Annotated in this window: 12 protein-coding genes and 1 pseudogene; 3 read left to right on the top strand and 10 right to left on the bottom strand. The window is 66.8% G+C overall.

All coding sequences use genetic code 11. From position 1 onward, the window contains the following. Nucleotides 1-8 precede the first annotated feature (8 nt). From argE to EX20_RS29745, 4 genes are all read right to left on the bottom strand, one after another. On the bottom strand, nt 9-1,172 hold the full coding sequence (argE, locus tag EX20_RS29760) for an acetylornithine deacetylase (protein ID WP_014725642.1): 1,164 nt from the start codon (nt 1,170-1,172) through the stop codon (nt 9-11). After that, on the bottom strand, nt 1,165-1,842 hold the full coding sequence (locus EX20_RS29755; protein WP_014725641.1) for a DUF1028 domain-containing protein: 678 nt from the start codon (nt 1,840-1,842) through the stop codon (nt 1,165-1,167). Before EX20_RS29755 ends, argE begins: the two co-directional genes overlap by 8 nt. Continuing rightward, the gene (locus EX20_RS29750; RefSeq protein ID WP_034195625.1) at nt 1,839-2,300 is read right to left on the bottom strand and encodes a RidA family protein; all 462 of its coding nucleotides are present in this window, start codon (nt 2,298-2,300) and stop codon (nt 1,839-1,841) included. Before EX20_RS29750 ends, EX20_RS29755 begins: the two co-directional genes overlap by 4 nt. An 83-nt stretch (nt 2,301-2,383) precedes the next feature. Beyond that, nucleotides 2,384-3,730, bottom strand: a complete 1,347-nt coding sequence (locus EX20_RS29745; RefSeq protein WP_034195624.1) for a flavin-containing monooxygenase — start codon at nt 3,728-3,730, stop codon at nt 2,384-2,386. Between the two features lie 360 nt (nt 3,731-4,090). Here EX20_RS29745 and trpS point away from each other — a divergent pair, with 360 nt between their 5' ends. Continuing rightward, a complete protein-coding gene (trpS, locus tag EX20_RS29740; protein ID WP_034195623.1) occupies nt 4,091-5,104 on the top strand; it encodes a tryptophan--tRNA ligase in 1,014 nt (337 codons plus the stop codon). 86 nt (nt 5,105-5,190) lie between these two features. On the opposite strand, the gene EX20_RS29735 is transcribed toward trpS, so the two are convergent. After that, nucleotides 5,191-7,704 carry an EAL domain-containing protein gene (locus EX20_RS29735; protein ID WP_014725636.1) on the bottom strand — a complete coding sequence of 838 codons (2,514 nt, stop codon included), beginning with the start codon at nt 7,702-7,704 and terminating at the stop codon, nt 5,191-5,193. Nucleotides 7,705-8,103: 399 nt separating this feature from the next. Beyond that, complete coding sequence (locus EX20_RS29730) at nt 8,104-9,024, bottom strand: LysR family transcriptional regulator (protein WP_034195622.1); 921 nt, start codon at nt 9,022-9,024, stop codon at nt 8,104-8,106. Between the two features lie 425 nt (nt 9,025-9,449). On the opposite strand from EX20_RS29730, the gene acnB reads away from it, so the two are divergent. Then, nucleotides 9,450-12,035, top strand: a complete 2,586-nt coding sequence (gene acnB, locus EX20_RS29725; protein WP_011879819.1) for a bifunctional aconitate hydratase 2/2-methylisocitrate dehydratase — start codon at nt 9,450-9,452, stop codon at nt 12,033-12,035. 165 nt (nt 12,036-12,200) lie between these two features. Here acnB and EX20_RS29720 read toward each other — a convergent pair whose 3' ends face one another. Together EX20_RS29720 and EX20_RS29715 are read right to left on the bottom strand one after the other, a co-directional pair. Further along, nucleotides 12,201-12,713 (bottom strand): chemotaxis protein CheW, encoded by a 513-nt coding sequence (locus EX20_RS29720; RefSeq protein ID WP_011879818.1) that lies wholly within the window; start codon nt 12,711-12,713, stop codon nt 12,201-12,203. Nucleotides 12,714-12,749: 36 nt separating this feature from the next. Beyond that, nucleotides 12,750-14,471 carry a methyl-accepting chemotaxis protein gene (locus EX20_RS29715; protein ID WP_034195621.1) on the bottom strand — a complete coding sequence of 574 codons (1,722 nt, stop codon included), beginning with the start codon at nt 14,469-14,471 and terminating at the stop codon, nt 12,750-12,752. Nucleotides 14,472-14,802: 331 nt separating this feature from the next. Between EX20_RS29715 and EX20_RS33120 the strand changes: the two are divergent. Next, nucleotides 14,803-15,071: pseudogene (locus EX20_RS33120) on the top strand (transposase); the annotation flags it as partial. Nucleotides 15,072-15,101: 30 nt separating this feature from the next. On the opposite strand, the gene EX20_RS29710 reads toward EX20_RS33120, so the two are convergent. Next, nucleotides 15,102-16,262 carry a hybrid sensor histidine kinase/response regulator gene (locus EX20_RS29710; RefSeq protein ID WP_034195620.1) on the bottom strand — a complete coding sequence of 387 codons (1,161 nt, stop codon included), beginning with the start codon at nt 16,260-16,262 and terminating at the stop codon, nt 15,102-15,104. Nucleotides 16,263-16,264: 2 nt separating this feature from the next. After that, complete coding sequence (locus EX20_RS29705) at nt 16,265-19,234, bottom strand: PAS domain S-box protein (protein ID WP_034195619.1); 2,970 nt, start codon at nt 19,232-19,234, stop codon at nt 16,265-16,267. Nucleotides 19,235-19,241: the final 7 nt, after the last annotated feature.

Below are 19,241 nucleotides of genomic sequence, written 5' to 3'. Positions count from 1 at the left end.
CGCGACGATCACGCGGACGAAGCGACGTGCGAGACGAGACGCCCCAACATCGCGTCGCATCCGTGCAGTTGTTCGAGCGTGACGAACTCGTCGGGCTTGTGCCCCTGGTCCATGCTGCCCGGTCCGCACACGACGGTCGGCATGCCGGCCTCGCCGAACAATCCGCCCTCGGTGCCGAACGCGACCGTGCCGAATGCGTCGGAACCGCTGAGCATCGCGATCAGCCGCGCCGCGTCGCTGTCCGGCGCCGTGGCGAGCCCCGGATAGGCGCCGAGCGGTTGCAGACGGATATCGGTGTCGGGCTGCACCGCGCGCATCCTCGGCAACAGCTCGGCTTGCGCGTAGTGCTGCAACTGGCTCGGCACGTCGTGCGCATCGAAGCTCGGCAGCGCCCGCACCTCGAAATCGAATTCGCATTCGGCCGGCACGATGTTCAGCGCGCGGCCGCCGCTGATCAAGCCGGTCTGCACGGTCGAGAACGGCGGATCGAAGCGCTCGTCGCGATGCTCGGGCCGCGCGAGCGCCGCACCGATTTCGCCGAGCCGGCCGATCAGCTTCGCCGCGTAGTCGATCGCGTTGACGCCGAGCGGCGCATACGCGGAGTGGCACGCGGCGCCCTTCACGTGACACCGCATCGCGAGCTTGCCCTTGTGGCCGAGCACCGGTTGCAGCCCAGTCGGCTCGCCGATCACACACACGCGCGGCCGCTGCTCGCGGCCGGCGAGCGCTTCGAGCATCGGCCGAACGCCGACGCAACCGATCTCCTCGTCGTACGACAGCAGCAGATGCACCGGCGTATGCAGCGGCCGAGCGACCAACGCCGGCACGGCCGCGAGCATCGACGCGATGAAGCCTTTCATGTCGGCCGTGCCACGCCCGTACAACCGGCCGTCGCGCTCGGTCAGCCGGAACGGCTCGACCTTCCACGCCTGCCCGTCCACCGGCACCACGTCCGTATGCCCGGAAAGCGCGATGCCGCCGCGATCGCGCGGCCCGATCGTCGCGTACAGGCTCGCCTTGGTGCCTTCCGCGTTGTAGAACAGCTCGCTCGACACGCCGTAGCCGTCGAGATAGTCGCGGATGAAGTCGATCATCGCGAGATTCGAATCGCGGCTGACCGTCGCGAAGCCGACCAGCCGCGCGAGCAGCGTACGGCTCGACGTGTCACTCATCGCCGGGCACTCCGTAGCTCGGTGCGGCGGTCGGGTTCAGCGCGCGCGTCTGGTAATCCTGCATCTGCGGGCGATACGCGCGCCACAGCGCATCGAGCTGCCCGATCGGATCGGCATCGGCCCAGTCGACGCGCAGGTCGACGATCGGCCAGGTCACGTCGCCGGCTACCGTCAATGCCGCCGAATGCACCGGGCCGGCCTCGCCGCCCGCCGCGACCGCCGCATGCAGCGCGGCGAGCAGGCGCTCGGCCAGCAGCCCCGGCGCCTGTTCGAACGCACGCGCCATCGCGTCGATCACGGCCGGCGCGGCCAGCAGATTGCCGGCCGCCACGCATTGCTCGCCTTGCACCGCGTGATGCGTGCCGAGCGCTTCGCTGCCGGTGAAGCACGCGGTGCGGCCCTGCGCATCGATCGCCGTCACCTGTCGATACTGGCTCCAGCCGTTCGCGTTCAGCGCGCGATCGAGCGCGGCGGCCGGCGCGAGCTGCTGGTGCTCGATCAGATCGAGGGTCTGCGGGCCGAGCGCGGGCAGCGTGACGTTCTGCGTCGCGACCGCGCCGACACCCGCACGCACCCACGGGCAGCGCGCGCCCACCGCGATACTCGACGAACTGATCGCGATCCCGAGCTGGCCCGTTTCGGCGCAGCGGCCGACGATGGAAAACGTCATTGCGCCTCCCGCACCGACGCCGACGCCTGCGCCGGCTGCCAGTTGTCGGGAATCACGGCGATCACGTCGATCTCCATCAGCCACTGCGGCTGACCGAGCGCCGACACGACGAGCCCCGTCGAAATCGGATAAACGCCCTTCAGCCACTTGCCGACTTCCCGATACACCGGCTCGCGATAACGCGGGTCGATCAGATAGGTGGTCGTCTTGACGATGTGCGTGAGGTCGCTGCCGGCTTCCTCGAGCAGCTGCTTCACGTTGCGCATCGCCTGCTCCGCCTGCGCGCGCGGGTCGCCGAGGCCGACGAGATTGCCGTCGAAGTCGGTGCCGACCTGGCCGCGCACGTAGACGGTATTGCCGGCCCGGACGGCCTGGCACAGGTCGTTGTCGAGCGTCTGGTTCGGGTAGGTATCCTTCGTGTTGAACATGCGGATACGGGTGTGGGTGGGCTGGCTCATCGCGGTCCTTCGAATGTCGGTGGGTTCGCACGCCGCGCCGGCGGCGGCGTGCGGGTGGAGGCGCGCTCGCGGCGCGCCGCGGCTCAGTCGATCGCGTCGACGACCGGGCGCGCAGCGGCCGGTGCGAGGCGCGCCGCGTCGTCCTGCCGGGCGCTCGCGTGGCCGCGCCGTTGCGCTGCGTCGTGATAGTCGACGTACTTGCGCTGCGTGGCGATGTGGTCGGCGATGTGTTTCGCGTCGTGCCACACGCCCCAGATGAAGCTGGAGCCGCGTCGCGACAACCACGGCAGCCCGACGAAATAAATGCCCGGCTCCTTCGACACGCCGCGCTGATGCTGCGGCTTGCCGTTCGCGTCGAACGCATCGACGTTCAGCCAACCGTAGTCCGTCGCGTAGCCGGTCGCCCATACGATCGACGTCACGCCCGCGTCGGCGAGGTCGAGCGACAGGAGCGGGTTCGTCACGCATGCCGGATCGGGCAGGATGCGGCGCGCCTGCGGTTCGGCGGGCAGCTCGAGCCCGTTGCGGGCCGCATACGCATCGGCCGCGTCGAGCAGCGACAGATAGTTGTCGTCGCCGCGCGCGAGATTGATCGCGAGGTCGGGCTCGAACGCCGCGACGCCGCCGTCGAACGATTTCGTCAGCCCGACCAGCGTCACGCCCCGATTCGCGAGCGCACGAAAATCGACCGTGTGGCCGCCGCGCGCGCCGCTCACGGCGATCGTCACGTGTTCGCGGCCGGGCGTCGCCGCTTCCTTGTCCCATTCACCGAGCACGCCGAGCCACCAGCAGAAGTCGCGGCCGCGATACGCGCGCGGCGGACGATCGTGCGGGCCGACCGACAGATACACCTGCCGGCCGGCGCGCTGCAGCTCGTCGGCGATCTGCACGCCCGACGAGCCCGCGCCGACCACCAGCACGGCGCCGTCCGGCAACTGCGCCGGATTGCGATAGTGCGCGGAATGGATCTGGTGGATGCGTGCATCGTCGGGTGCGATCGGCGGAATGACCGGGCGCTGGAACGGCCCCGTCGCGACCACCACGCGCGTCGCCTCGATCGTGCCGTCGGACGTCTCGACGACGAAGCCCGGCTTGCCGGCGTTACGCACGACGTTCTTCACGTCGACGCCGGTGCGAATCGGCGCGTCGATCTTGCGCGCATAGGCGTCGAAGTAATCGGCGACCTGGTCTTTGGTTGCGAACGCATCGGGATCGAGGCCGGCGAATTCCAGGCCGGGGAAGCGGTCGTGCCAGGCGGGGCCGTTCGCGACCAGCGAATCCCAGCGCGCGGTGCGCCAGCGCTCGGCGATGCGGTCGCGCTCGAGCACGAGATGCGGCACGCCCAGCTTGCCCAGATGCTCGCTCATCGCGACGCCGGCCTGTCCGGCGCCGACCACCAGCGTATCGATCGAAGTTGTTTCCACTGCCACGGCTGTCTCCTTGAAGTGCGGCCCGCTGCGCTGCGCGTGTCGTCGCGCGACCGGGAACGGAGACATTCTGCTGACACGCCGACGCGTGCGAAACGATCATTTTTGTGGTTGTTGACGAGCAAAAAGCTTGGGCCGACGGAGCGCGAACGGCCGCAGCGGCCGCGGCCGGCGCGCTGCGCTATACTTGCGCGATGGAAACCCGACCTGCCTCGCCGAACCTGCATCGCTGGTGGCGCGCCTGACCCAGGCGGCCCGTTTCCTCTTGCATGTCCCGAACGTGATGCCGCCAGCCATGGCGGCATCGTCGTTTCTGCGGCTGCGTCATGGTTGAAGGCGTCGATAACCCGGAGCCCACTCGTCATGACGCACCCTGCCCGACCGATCATCCTCACCGGCGACCGCACCACCGGCCCGCTGCATCTCGGCCACTACATCGGCTCGCTGCGCGCACGCGTGCAGATGCAGCACGACGCGACGCAATTCCTGCTGCTCGCCGACACGCAGGCACTCACCGACAACATGGGGCGCCGCCAGCGCGTCACGGAAAACGTGATCGAGGTCGCGCTCGACTATCTGGCCGTGGGCATCGACCCAGCGCTGTCGACGATCGTCGTGCAGTCGCAGGTGCCCGAACTCGCCGAGCTGTCGCAATACCTGCTCAACCTCGTCACGGTCGCGCGCCTCGAGCGCAATCCGACCATCAAGGAGGAGATCCGGCTGCGCGGCTTCGAGCGCGACATCCCGGCCGGCTTCCTCACCTACCCGGTCAGCCAGGCCGCCGACATCACCGCGTTCAAGGCGACCCACGTGCCGGTCGGCGACGATCAGCTGCCGATGATCGAGCAGACCAACGAACTCGTGCGCCGCTTCAACGCGACCGTCGAGCAGCCGGTGCTGGTCGAATGCGAGGCCGTGCTGTCGGCCGTCACGCGGCTGCCCGGCATCGACGGCAAGGCGAAGATGAGCAAGTCGCTCGGCAATGCGATCACGCTCGGCGCGACGCCCGACGAGATCACGCGCGCGGTGAAGGACATGTATACGGATCCGAACCATCTGCGCGTGAGCGACCCCGGCCAGGTCGAGGGCAACATCGTGTTCACGTTCCTCGACGCGTTCGAGCCGGACGTGCAGAAGGTCGACGAGCTGAAGGCGCACTATCGCCGCGGAGGGCTGGGCGACAGCGTCGTGAAGCGGGTGCTCGACGAGCGCCTGCAGGCGCTGATCGAACCGATCCGCGCGCGCCGCCGCGAATTCGAAGCCGACAAGGCAGAGGTGATGGCGATTTTGAAGCGCGGCACGATGCGTGCGCGCGACGTCGCAGGCGACACGCTCGCGCAGGTGAAGCGCGCGATGGGGCTCACGTACTTCGATTGAGCCGGCGCTTGGGCGCTCGTGAGCCACGGGCGCCGCACGGCGCCCGGACGGCTCACACGACCGCCGGCCGCCGCGCGCCAGCGGCCTCAGTCGACGAGCAGCTCCGCGCCGCGGCGCGACACGCTTCGCGTCAGCTGCTCGGCCGGTTGCGGCCGCGCGAGCAGGAAGCCCTGCACCTGATGGCAGCCGATCTCCTGCAGGAAGCTCAGCTGCTTTTCGGTCTCGACGCCCTCCATCACGACGTGCAGCCCGAGCGCGCGTCCCATCGCGACGATCGCGCGCACGATCGCGTCGTCCGTGCTGCCGGTCCCGCAATCCGTGAGGAACGAGCGGTCGATCTTCAGCGTATCGACCGGCAGGTCCTTCAGATACACGAGCGACGAATAGCCGGTGCCGAAATCGTCGATCGCGAGGCTGATCCCGCGGATCGCGAGTTCGCGCAGCAGGATGCCGATCTCCTCGCGGGTGTTCATCGCCATGCTCTCGAGCAGCTCCAGCTGCAGGCATTTGGTCGGCAACGCGGTTTCGCTGAGGATGGTCGTCAGGTCGCTGAGGAAATGGTCGGTGAAACACTGGCGCGCCGACACGTTCACCGACACGCGCCCGAACTCGAAGCCTTCGTCGAGCCAGCGGCGCGCCTGGCGGCACGCCTCCTGCAGCACCCAGCGCCCGATCGGGACGATCAGCGCGGAGCGCTCGGCGAGCCCGATGAACTCGCCCGGCGCGACGAGGCCGCGGCGCGGATGCAACCAGCGCAGCAGCGCCTCCACCCCGACGATCCGGCCGCTCGCCAGATCGTACTGCGGCTGGTAGAACAGCCTGAATTCGTTCTGCTCGAGCGCACGATGCAGCTCGCCGAGCGTTTCGAGCTGCTCGATCGCCGACGACGTCATCTTGCTCTCGAAGAACTGGAACACGTTCCTGCCGCGGTTCTTCGCGCCGTACATCGCCTGGTCCGCGAGCAGCAGCAGATGTTCGGCGTCGATGCCGTCGTCCGGATAGATGCTGATGCCGATGCTCGGCGTCACGAAGATCTCGCGGCCCTCGATTTCGATCGACTGGCCGACTTCGTCGAGTAAATTGCGCGCGATGCGGCCGACGTCGCGCACGTCGTCGAACTCCTCGAGCACGATCGCGAACTCGTCGCCGCCCATGCGCGCCACGGTGTCGTTCGACAGCACCTGCCCGGCGATGCGCCCGGCGACCACCTTCAGCACCTCGTCGCCGGCGTTGTGGCCGAGCGTATCGTTGACGAGCTTGAAGCGGTCGAGATCGACGTACATCACCGCGACCTTGCGGCCGAGCCGCTTCGCCTGGACGATCGAGCGCGCGAGCCGCTCCTCGAACAGCGCGCGGTTCGCGAGATTGGTCAGCACGTCGTGGGTGGCGAGATAGCCCAGCCGCTCCTCGGCCTGGCGACGCTGCGTGATGTCGGAAAAAATCGCCGCGTAGTGCGAGATCTCGCCGGCGTTGTCGCGAATGCTGGTGATCGTCAGGTATTCGAGGAACAGCTCGCCGCTCTTGCGGCGATTCCAGATTTCGCCCTGCCAGTGGCCGTCGGTCGTCAGCGAATGCCACAGCTGCTTGTAGAAATCGGGCGTCTGGCGGCCCGAGCTCAGCATCGCCGGGTTGCGGCCGACCACTTCGTCCTCGGTGTAGCCGGTCAGACGCGTGAACGCCTGATTCACGCGCTCGATCCGCGCGTGGCGATCGGTCACCATGATCCCTTCCAGTGCCGATTCGAACACGCGGTCCGCCATGCGCAGGTTGAAGCGCGCGAGGCCCAGCGCCTCGTCGCGCTCGCGCAGCGCGCTGCGCAGCTCGTTCGCGTATTCGTGCTCGATGCTCAGCAGCACGTCGGCGAAGCCAAGCAGGCCGGTGAGCCGCCCTTCCTCGTCGCAGATGCCGACGTGCCGCATGTTGTGCTCGGTCATGAAGCGCTGCGCCGCATACAGGCTCTGCGTGGCGAGCAGCATCTGCAACGGCTTGCTCGCGCATGCGCCCACCGCGCCTCGCACGCCGCTCTGAGCCAGCAGCCGCACGACGTCGCGTTCGGTGAGGATGCCGTGCTCGCCGTCGTCGTAACGGACCAGAATCGCATCGAGCCGCTGCGCGCGCATCCGCGCGACGACGTCGGGCAGCGCATCGTGCTCGGACACCACCACGGGCAGATGGACGCGGATCGATTCGATCGGCTTCAGATGCAGGAAGAATTCCGGGCCCTGGTTCACGACGACGTCGGTCTGCGTCAGCACGCCGATCGCCGCGCCGTCGCGGACCACGATGAAGTGCCGTACGCCCGACTCCTTGAATCGCATCGCGGCTTCGCCCAGCGGCGTCGACGCGTCGAGCGTCAGCACCGGACGGCTCATCACGTCGCCGACCGGGCGGTCGAGCGCGTCGGGATCGTCGCCGGCCGACAGCGCGTCGTGCTCGGTCCAGATGCCGACGACCTGCTGGCCCTCCATCACGACGATCGAGCTGCGGCGCTCGGCGAACATGCGCCGCGCAACCTCGCGCACCGGCGTGGCAGGGTCGCAGGACAGGATCTGACGCGCGACGAGGCGTCCAATCGGAACATCGTAGCTGTTCGGGTACATTCTCTAATCAACACGAAAAGTCCTCGCCGGCGCACTTCGATCGGGCACCCTGCGGGCTCGCCTGCAACGGCAGGCAAGATGTGATTGCATTTGCGCCGAACGGTTGCCTGCTCAACGGCCTTGAAGGCGACCGGCCGACCGGTCGCCGTCGCGACGAGCGCGACACTTTTGCGCGGCGCGTTGGCCATTCCATCGTTCAGCACATCCATACGCCGGCGTGCGGCCCCATCGAGAGCGGCCATTCCGGGTTAACGACAGGTTCGGACAAGAATTGAGCCCCGTGGCGACATTTACAGGGCGGCGCGGCGAAATGTAGCGCTGCCGCGTGACGGCCGGACCGTCGGACGGCCTGCGGCGCAGCGCTGCCGCTGCCGCACGATCGCCGGGTGCGGCCGGGCGTCACGCGGCGGCGCTGCGTGCGCCGAACAGCGCCGCGACCAGGTCGACCTCGTCGAGTTGCTCGAGCCACCAGCTCAATGCGCGCCCGGCCTTGTCCTCCCGCCAGCCGAGATAGCAGTTCGTATGCTCGCGCACGCCCGTCAGCCGCCGCTCGACGAGCTTGCCCTGACGAATCGGCTCCTCGGCGACGGGCGCCGGCAGCATGCCGACCGCGAGGCCTTCGCACAGCAGCTCGAGCTTGGCGGCCAGCGTCGGCACGACGATGACCGGCTGCCCGTCGTGGACGGCCACCGACTTCGGTTCGAGGTCGCGCGACGTGTCGCTGATCACCACGCCGCGATGGCCCGAAATGACGCCGCTGTCGAGCGGTGCGTCGACCGCGGCCAGCGGATGCTGCGGCGCGACGACGAACACGTGGCGCAACACGCCGATCGGTCTTGCGGCGATGTTCGGCGCGTGCGGCGGCTCCCCGGCTGCGCCGATCGCGATATCGGCACGCCCGGACACGAGCGCGTCCCACACGCCACCGAGCACTTCGGTCGAGAAACGCAGCCGCGTCGTCATCTGCAGCGCGTAGAACGCGCGCACGTGGGGCCACAACGACGCGAGCGGCAGGATTTCGTCGACGCACAGGCGCAGCTCCGCCTCCCATCCGGCTTGGACGCCGCGGATCCGGTCCTCCAGCTCGCGCCCGGCGCGCAGCAGGCGGCGGCCGTCGTCGACCAGCAGACGGCCCGCGTCGGTCAGCTGCGCGCGCCGCCCGCTGCGATCGAACAGCGTGACGCCGAGCTCGCTCTCGGTCTTCTGCACCAGATAAGTCAACGCGGACGGCACGCGATGGAGCAGCACGGCCGCTTCCGCGAACGTGCCCGTGCGGTCGATGGCATCGAGCGCCTCCATGACCTCAAACGACAACTTCACAACGATCACCTTTCAGGTAGGCCCGCGGCGATCCGGACGCCGGTCCGGCACCCGCCGGGCGCCGGGCCGACGGCACGCGCGGCGGCCCGGCGCGGCCGTTCGCCACGGGGGCGTCATTTTGGCAGCGGCGGCGACGCTTTTCCACCAGATTCGTCCGCTCATCCGCACGCACGGCCGGCTCGCCGCACGGCCGGCCCGCGCCGGCCGCCGCCTTCGTGCGCACCGATGCGTTGCCGCATCGCGGCGAAGACGCGACGCGCCAACCGCTGCCGCGGCAACCAACTCTTATATAAGACATAAGACATTTGACGCTTGACCACATTGCGACTACAATCGCGTCCAAGCATTGACGCAGTATCCGGAATAGCAGCCCCGGCGTACCTGGAAAGCCCTTCCCCTGAAACGCAATCTCAGCAGGTCCCCCCATGCTTGAAAACTTTCGTGCTCACGTGGCCGCCCGCGCCGCGCTCGGTATCCCTCCCCTGCCGCTGACGGCTCAGCAAACCGCCGAACTGGTGGAATTGCTGACGAACCCGCCTGCCGGCGAAGAGCAGACGCTGCTCGACCTGATCACCCATCGCGTGCCGGCCGGCGTCGATGAAGCCGCGCGCGTGAAGGCCGGCTTCCTGGCCGCCGTCGCGAAAGGCGAGACGGCCTGCCCGCTGATCTCGCGCGAACGCGCGACCGAGCTGCTCGGCACCATGCTCGGCGGCTACAACATCCAGCCGCTGATCGAGCTGCTGTCCGATGAAGCCGTCGCGTCCGTCGCGGCCGACGCGCTGAAGAAAACCCTGCTGATGTTCGACCAGTTCCATGACGTGAAGGAACTCGCCGACAAGGGCAACGCCCACGCGAAGGCCGTGCTGCAGAGCTGGGCCGACGCCGAATGGTTCACGAGCCGTCCGGAAGTGCCGGAAAGCCTGACCATCACCGTGTTCAAGGTCACGGGCGAAACCAACACCGACGATCTGTCGCCGGCGCCGGACGCCACCACCCGCCCGGACATCCCGATGCACGCGCTGGCGATGCTGAAGAACGCACGCCCGGGCATCACGCCGGAAGAAGACGGCAAGCGCGGCCCGGTCAAGTTCATCGAATCGCTGAAGGAAAAGGGCCACCTGGTCGCGTACGTCGGCGACGTGGTCGGCACGGGCTCGTCGCGCAAGTCGGCGACCAACTCGGTGCTGTGGTTCACCGGCCAGGACATCCCGTTCGTGCCGAACAAGCGTTTCGGCGGCGTGTGCCTCGGCGGCAAGATCGCTCCGATCTTCTACAACACGATGGAAGACGCCGGCGCGCTGCCGATCGAACTCGACGTGTCGCAGATGAACATGGGCGACGTGGTCGAACTGCGCCCGTACGAAGGCAAGGCGCTGAAGGACGGCAAGGTCATCGCCGAATTCCAGGTGAAGTCCGACGTGCTGTTCGACGAAGTGCGCGCCGGCGGCCGCATTCCGCTGATCATCGGCCGCGGCCTGACCGCGAAGGCGCGTGAAGCGCTGGGCCTGCAGCCGTCGACGCTGTTCCGCCTGCCGCATCAGCCGGCCGACACCGGCAAGGGCTTCACGCTCGCGCAGAAGATGGTCGGTCGCGCATGCGGCCTGCCGGAAGGCCGGGGCGTGCGTCCGGGCACGTACTGCGAACCGAAGATGACGTCGGTGGGCTCGCAGGACACGACGGGCCCGATGACCCGCGACGAACTGAAGGACCTCGCGTGCCTCGGCTTCTCGGCCGACCTCGTGATGCAGTCGTTCTGCCACACCGCCGCCTATCCGAAGCCGGTCGACGTGAAGACGCACCAGACGCTGCCGAACTTCATCAGCACGCGCGGCGGTATCGCGCTGCGTCCGGGCGACGGCGTGATCCACTCGTGGCTGAACCGCATGCTGCTGCCCGACACCGTCGGCACCGGCGGCGACTCGCACACGCGCTTCCCGATCGGCATCAGCTTCCCGGCGGGCTCGGGCCTCGTCGCATTCGCGGCCGCCACCGGCACGATGCCGCTCGACATGCCGGAATCGGTGCTGGTCCGCTTCAAGGGCAAGATGCAGCCGGGCGTCACGCTGCGTGACCTCGTCAACGCGATTCCGCTGTACGCGATCAAGCAGGGCATGCTGACGGTCGCGAAGCAAGGCAAGAAGAACATCTTCTCGGGCCGCATCCTCGAAATCGAAGGCCTGCCGGACCTGAAGGTCGAGCAAGCATTCGAGCTGTCGGACGCATCGGCCGAACGTTCGGCTGCCGGTTGCACGGTGCGCCTGAACAAGGAACCGATCATCGAGTATCTGCACAGCAACATCACGCTGCTGAAGTGGATGATCGCGCAGGGCTACCAGGACGCGCGCAGCCTGCAGCGCCGCATCGCGGCGATGGAGCAGTGGCTGGCCGATCCGAAGCTGCTGTCGCCGGACGCCGACGCCGAATACGCGGCCGTCATCGAGATCGATCTCGCCGACGTCCATGAGCCGATCGTCGCGTGCCCGAACGACCCGGACGACGTGAAGACGCTGTCCGAAGTCGCCGGCGCGAAGATCGACGAAGTGTTCATCGGCTCGTGCATGACCAACATCGGTCACTTCCGTGCCGCGTCGAAGCTGCTCGAAGGCAAGCGCGACATTCCGGTCAAGCTGTGGGTCGCGCCGCCGACCAAGATGGACCAGAAGCAGTTGACGGAAGAAGGTCACTACGGCGTGTTCGGCACGGCCGGCGCCCGCACCGAAATGCCGGGCTGCTCGCTGTGCATGGGCAACCAGGCACAGGTGCGCGAAGGCGCGACGGTGATGTCGACGTCGACCCGCAACTTCCCGAACCGTCTGGGCAAGAACACGAACGTGTACCTCGGCTCGGCGGAACTGGCTGCGATCTGCTCGCGTCTGGGCCGGATCCCGACCAAGGAAGAGTACATGGCCGACATCGGCGTGCTCAACGCGAACGGCGACAAGATCTACAAGTACATGAACTTCGACCAGATCGAAGACTTCAAGGAAGTCGCCGATACCGTGCAGATGTAAGCACGCGGTCGAGCTGCGGCGGGTTGCACCTGCCGCAGCGAGATCCGATGGCGCCGCGGGCTCGATGCCTGCGGCGCCATTTTTTTTGTTGCGGGCGGCGCGCGATGCGCCGGGGCGCGCGTCCGGCCGTCCGGTCGAAAAATGAATGGATGGACGGAGCCCGCGTCAGGCGAGCCGGCCGACGTCGACAGTCTCAATGAGCCGTTCAATGTCGAGCAGGATCAACATCCGGTCGCCGTCCTCGTCCGAGACGGAGCCGAGATCGGTGATGAACCCGGCGTCGCCCATCACCCCGAATTCGGGCGCAGGCCGGCGATCGGCCGGCGCCAGGGCCAGGACATCGCTCACCGCGTCCACGACGATGCCCACCGTCCGTCGCGCGACGTTCAGGACGATGACGACCGTCGCGTCGTTGTACTCGGCGGATTCCAGCGCGAACTTCAGCCGCAGATCCACGATGGGCACGATCACGTCGCGCAGGTTGATCACGCCCTTGACGAACGCCGGTGCGTTGGCGATGTGCGTCGGGGTTTCGTAGGAGCGGATCTCCTGCACTCGCTGGATGTCGATGCCGTATTCCTCGGCACCCAGCCGGAACGTCACGAACTCCTGCGTGTCTCGCACGGCAGCCTGTCCGCGCGTGCCCTTCGTGTGCGGATCTTCAAGTACTGCGTTCATGAATCTTTCTCCAGTTGTCGATCGGTGACGGTCTGTTCAGAACGTGTGCCAGTCTTCAGTCGCGCCAGGGGTAGCAACTGCCGGCGCGGAGGGTCGGGCCACGGGCGCCGTGGTCTTGCCTGCCGTGGCCCGGGAAGCCGGACGCCGTGCCGGCTTCGGCGCAGCCGGAACCGGCTGGCTCGCGCGTGTGCCGTCGACGCGGAAGAAGGCCACCGCTTCGCTCAGCTGACGGCCCTGATCTTCCAGCGATGTCGAAGCCGCCGCCGCTTCTTCCACCAGCGCCGCGTTCTGCTGCGTGACCTCGTCCATCTGCGTGATCGCCTGGTTGACCTGTTCGATCCCCCGGCTCTGCTCGCCCGAAGCCGCTGCGATCTCGCCCATGATGTCGGTCACGCGAGCCACCGCCTGCGTCACTTCGGCCATCGTTTTGCCGGCTTCACCGGCGAGCGCCGAACCGTCCTGAATCTTCTGTACCGAGGCATTGATCAGGTCCTTGATCTCCTTTGCCGCGCTCGACGAGCGCTGGGCGAGACTTCTGACTTCGCTCGCGACCACCGCGAAGCCACGGCCCTGCTCACCGGCGCGCGCCGCTTCCACCGCGGCGTTGAGCGCCAGGATGTTGGTCTGGAACGCAATGCCTTCGATGATCCCGGTGATATCCGCGACTTTCGTCGAGCTCTGGCTGATGTCGGTCATCGTTTCCACGACCTGCCCGACCACGGTGCTGCCTTTCTGTGCAACTTCCGATGCGTTGGCAGCCAGCGCGCTCGCCTGCTGTGCATTCTCCGCGTTCTGCTTCACCGTGGACGTGAGTTCCTCCATGCTCGACGCAGTCTCCTGCAGCGACGACGCCTGCTGCTCCGTGCGCGACGACAGGTCCTGGTTGCCCGAAGCAATCTGGCTCGACCCGGTGGCGATATTGTCTGCCGAGGTCCGGACCTGCCCGATCAGCTTCACGAGGCTGGCCTGCATCGCACCCATTGCGGCAAGCACGCTCCCCGCAGGCGCGTCCTTCACCCCCACCACCACACTGAGATCGCCGGCGGCCACACGCTGTGTCACTTCGCCCAGTGCGGCCGGCTCGGCGCCGAGCGCACGCAGCAGGCCCCGCGTAATCAGAACGCCGGCCATCATCGCCATCGCGACCGCAGCCAGACAGATACCGATCAAAAGCATGCGCTGGTTCGAGAATTGATCCTCGGACTGCCTGACCATCTCGGCCGCACGTTCATTGGCAAAGGCCGCATAGTCGTTGGAGGCCTTGATCAGGGCAGAAAGCAGCGGCCGGCATTTGGTGTCGATTTCGGCAATGGCCGCGTCGCGCTGATTGCTCACGGCAAGCCTGTCGATCTCCAGCGCCACCGGGCGATAAAGCGATTCGATGCGTGGAATTTCAGCCGCCAGGCTGCGCTCCCGCTCGCTCATGTCGGGCGCGCTGGCCACCATCGCCTTGAATTTCGTCAGGTTGGCTTCGACTCTCCGCTCGGCGTCGCTGACGGCATTTTTTTCGATCTCGACATCCGCAGGTGCGGTGACCAGGACGAGGTTGCGTACTGCCATCGCGCGATCGTCGACGGCGGTACGGACGGACGCAGCCATCTCGGCGCGACTGTTGATTCCACTGACGAATCCGGAAAAACGATTGTTCGCCTCATTCAACGCGTTCAACGCAAGACCCGATACCATCAGCACCAGCGCCGCAAGCAGGCTGAAGGTCGCCGTGAGCTTCGTACGGACAGTCATTCGTTTGGAACTCATGTTTCACACCCCCATCGATTCAGTTTCGAAGCCTCTGCCGGGATGCTCGGCCGTCATCGAGTTCCCCGCTGCTTGTTGCTTTAACGGGTGCTTCGCAACCATCCTTGAGCGCCTCTATCGTCCCAATCGTTTGCGTCAGGGTTCTGGAGAACGTGAGTTATCCGACGGGCCACGTCATCCCCGGGTGCGCGCGCAAATCGCTAGCGTTCAAGTCCTAACTATGAGTCCCTCGGCTGGTCTGGCGCGCAATACACCTGATGCGTCCGAGAATGTCCGGTGCGACCGGCGAATTTTGGAAGGCGACCTTAGCATTGCTTCCGGAGCGAACCCGTTCGTCGAAAAACTGGAGCCGGCTTCCCTGGGATTCGAAGGGGCAACGCCTGCGAGCACCGGCCGCCCTATCACCCGACCTTGCTGCTCAAGATCTACGTCGCGCCTGCCTTAATCGCGTGCAGCCGAGCCGTCGCATGGCGCGACCCTGCCAGCGCGATCTTGAACTGATGGGGTTTGACTGGCCGGCATGCGCCGGACTTCAAGACCGTCGCCGCATTCAGGCGACGCAATGGAGAAGGCAGTCGCAACGACTGCCGACGCTTCGTGTGATTCTGATATGCCGCGAGCCGCAGCCGTTCAGCTGAACCGGAGTATCGTCATGGTGGCAGCAAGGCCCGGCTCGTTGTCGGCGAACTCCAGAAAACCGTGGTGCAGCGTCGCCACCGCTTTGACGAGCGCAAGCCCGAGTCCGACGCCCGGTGTTCCCCGGCTTCGGTCGCCGCGATAGAACCGCTCCGTCACCTTGGACCGTTCGGCGAACGGAATACCGGGCCCGTCATCCGACACCGTGACCTCGATCCGATCGCCACGCTCACACAGCGACACCTCGACCTCGCCGTTGTCCTGCGCGTACTTCAGCGCGTTGTCGATCAGATTGCCGATCGCTTGCGCGAGCAGCAACGGGTCGACCTCGGCCAGCACCTCGGTTTCCGAGCACAGCAACAGCGTCAGCGAAATGCCGCGCAACTCCGCGACCGGCTGATAGAACTCGACGGCATCCGACAGGATGGTCACGACGTCGCTTTTGACGAAACCCGAGCGCCGCACGCCCGCATCGATCTCGGCGAGACGCAGCAGCGCATTGAAAATGCCGATCACGCGGTCCACGTCGGTCATCGCGACTTCGAGCTGGCCCAGCGTGTCTTCATCGCCCTTCTTGCGCAACCCGAGCAGCAGCACCTCGAGTCTCGAACGGAGTTCGGTGAGCGGCGTGCGCAGATCGTGCGCAATCGCGTTCGACACATTGCGAACACCGTTCAGCACTTCGATCAACGCGTCCTGCGCCTGGATGCGCGTCTTGACCTCCTCTTCGAGCCTCGCGTTCTGTTCCTGCTGCAAGCGTTGCAATGCATGCAGCTTCAGATGCGTCTGCACGCGCACGGCCACTTCTTCCATTTGCAGCGGCTTGGTCACGAAGTCCATCGCGCCGACGCGGAAACCCGTGAGCTTGTCCTCGGTCTGCGTCAGCGAGGTCATGAAAATCACGGGGATATCCCGCGTGACCGGATTGTCCTTGAGCGCGCGGCAGGTCTGGAAGCCGTCGAGGCCAGGCATCATCACGTCGAGCAGGATCAGGTCGGGCTTGACCAGTTCGGCGCGGCGCAGCGCTTCGTGGCCGTCGCGCGCGACGGCCACGCGCATCCCTTCGGCTTCCAGCGTATCGACGACCAGCCCGAGATTCGCCGCCGTGTCGTCGACCACGAGCACGACGGGCGCGTCCATGTTGTGCTCTCGCATCGTCAACTCCCTTCGCTGTTCAGATGATGTTCGATCAACGAAAGCAGGGCCTGCGATTCGTAGGTCATGGCAAGGTGCCGCAAACGCGCGGCGAACGGTTCATACTTTTCATGCGAACTCGCAAGACGATCGGCGTGCCGGCTGATGTCGCGCATCGAGCCGAGCAGCGCATAGCGGTGCAGCGCCGCCATGTCCTCGCGCGGCGGAATGATCATCGGCCGGTCGGCTTCGCAGGCCGGGCCGGCGCCCTGCTGGGTCGCCAGGCCGAGCAGCATTGCGATCGAGCCCAACAGGCGGTCGAGATTGAGCGGCTTTTCCAGAAACACGTTTGCGCCCGCGTCGATGTTCGCGCGGGCGTTCTGTTCGGAGGCGTCGGCGGATACGACGATCACGGGCGTCGCACCCAGTGTGTGCGAACGGCGCAGATGGTGTAGCGTCTCTATGCCGCCCATCAAGGGCATCACCGTGTCGAGAACGATCAGGTCGGGCGCGCACGCTGCAGCCTTGTCGAGCGCATCGCGCCCATCGCTGCTTTCAATCACCCGAAAGCCCGCCTGTCCCAGCACTTCCGCCAGAAGCGTGCGGTTCGCGGGGACATCGTCGACCACCAGAATGACCCGGCGCGCGCCATCGAGGCGGTCCGCCTGGAGACGCGGTATGCGCTCGCACGGCCCCGCAGCCGACGCGGGCGCATCCAGTTCAAAACCGAACACGCTGCCCTCGCCGGCCGAACTCGTGACTTCGATCTCGCCGCCCATCATGCGGACGAGTTGCCGGCTGATCGCGAGACCCAGCCCCGCGCCGCCGCCGCGCCGCGTGTGATCGCCCGCCTGTTCGAACGGTTGAAAGATCGCTTCCAGCCGGTCGGCGCTCACGCCGATACCGGTATCGCGCACCTCGAAGCGCAGGCGCCCGGCCGCGCCCCGGCTGACCGACAGCGTGACCTCGCCGTGGTCGGTGAACTGGACGGCATTCGCGAGCAGATTGAGCAGCACCTGGCGTAGCCGGCGCTCATCGACACGGACCACGGCGGGCAGATCGGGCGCGGCCACATAGTTCAGCACGAGGCGCTTTTGCTGCGCGCGCACGGCGACGATTTCCGCGATCGTCTCGAGAAACCCGCGCAGCGACACTTCGCCGACCTGCAGTTCCAGCTTGCCGGCGCCCAGACGCGCGAAGTCGAGAATATCGTTGATCAGCGTCAGCAGATGCTGCCCGCTCTGCTCGATCACGCCGACGCTCGCCAGCTGGCGCGTGTCGAGCCGCGCGTCACGCTGGAGTATCTGCGCATAGCCGAGAATGCCGTTGAGCGGCGTGCGCAGCTCATGACTGATGTTGGCGAGGAACTGGTCCTTCGCGCGGCTGGCCGCTTCCGCCGCATCCTTCGCGACGCGCACCGTTTCTTCCAGCGCCTTGCGCTCGGAGATGTCCTGAATGATGACGATGACGTGCGCCGTCTGACCGGACGCGTCGTGCTGAAGCGCAACCGACAGCGTGACCCACACGCGCTCCCCATCGAACCTGACGAGCGGCACTTCCTCCGAATAATGCTTGAGCCCGCCTTCCGTCAGCAGGCGGAACCGCTCGATGCTCGCCACGCTGAAATCGGCATGAATCAGTTCGTGAAGCCGTCGCTGCTGCAACGCGGCCAGCGGCCAGCCGACGATCTCGCCCGACCGACGATTCACACGCAGAAAGCGCCCATCGAGATCGCAATGCGCGACGCCGACCGCGGCGTTTTCGAAGGTGCCGCGAAAGCGCTCCTCGCTCGCGCGCAGCGCCTGCTCGGTCATTTTCAGTTCCGTGATGTCGACCAGACTGCCGACGAAGCGCACCGGTTTGCCCGTCGCGTCGCGGCGCGCGGTGCCGCGCACCAGCACCCAGCGGTCGCTGCCGTCGCGATGCCGCAGCCGGTTCTCCAGCTCGAACAGGCCGTCGCCGCTTTCGAGGAACGACGCGACCGCGCGATCCGTGCTGTCGCGATGATCGGGATGCAGCACGCTCATATACGCTTCGTAATCGAGGCGCGCCTGCGGCGTGTCGAAGCCTAGCCACTCGTAGATGTTCGAGTAGCGAGCGAAGCCGCGCTTGTGATCGCCTTCGGGCATGTCGATTTCCCACACGCCGACATTCGAGCCGTACATCGCCATTTCGAGTCGCGCATTGGTCTCGCGAAGAATCTCCGCTTCCTGCGCGCGGCGCTTTTGCGTCACGTCGCGAAACACGATCACGATGCCCTGCCGTACGCCGCGTTCGTCCGTCATCGGCGTACCCGTGCATTCGACCGGCAGGTCGCTGCCGCCGCGCGCGCGCAGAATGGCGCGCGCGGGCAGCCCACCGTCGCTCCCGGTTTGCAGCACGGCGGCCATCGGATCCTCGATCGGCGCGTGCGTGTTCTCGTCGTGCAGACTGAAGACCTCGCTCAGCCGCCGTCCCGTCGCTTCGCTGCGCGACCAGCCCGTCAGCGCTTCGCCGGCGAGATTGACGAAGGTGACGAAGCCGTCCACATCCGTCGACAGCACGCCGTCGCCGATACTCGACAGCGTGATCGCATAGCGCTGCTCGCTCTCGCGCAAACGCCGCTCGGCGCCGTGCTTGTAAAGCGCCATTTCGACGACGGTACGCAACTGCATGTCGTCGAAGGGCTTGAGCACGTAGCCGTACGGTTCCGCTGCCGTCGCGCGGCGGATCGTCTCTTCGTCCGCATAGGCGGTGAGAAATACGACGGGAATGTCGCGCGCTTCGCGGATACGCCGCGCGGTGTCGATGCCGTCCAGTTCGCCCTCGAGCCGCACGTCCATCAGCACCAGATCCGGCTTGCTGTCTGCGGCCAGCGTTTCGACCAGCGCGAGCGCGTCTTCGCCGCTACCCGTGCTGCCGACCACGACATAGCCCGCGCGGCTCATCTGTTGCGCGATGTCGCGTGCGACGATGCGGTCATCCTCGACGATCAAGATTTGCGCGCTGGTCATGGCGTGT

Origin of the sequence: Burkholderia sp. WP42, from assembly GCF_000745665.1 — a bacterium.
In the GTDB taxonomy this organism is placed as follows: Bacteria; Pseudomonadota; Gammaproteobacteria; order Burkholderiales; family Burkholderiaceae; genus Burkholderia; species Burkholderia vietnamiensis.
This window is presented reverse-complemented; position numbering and strand designations above follow the sequence as displayed.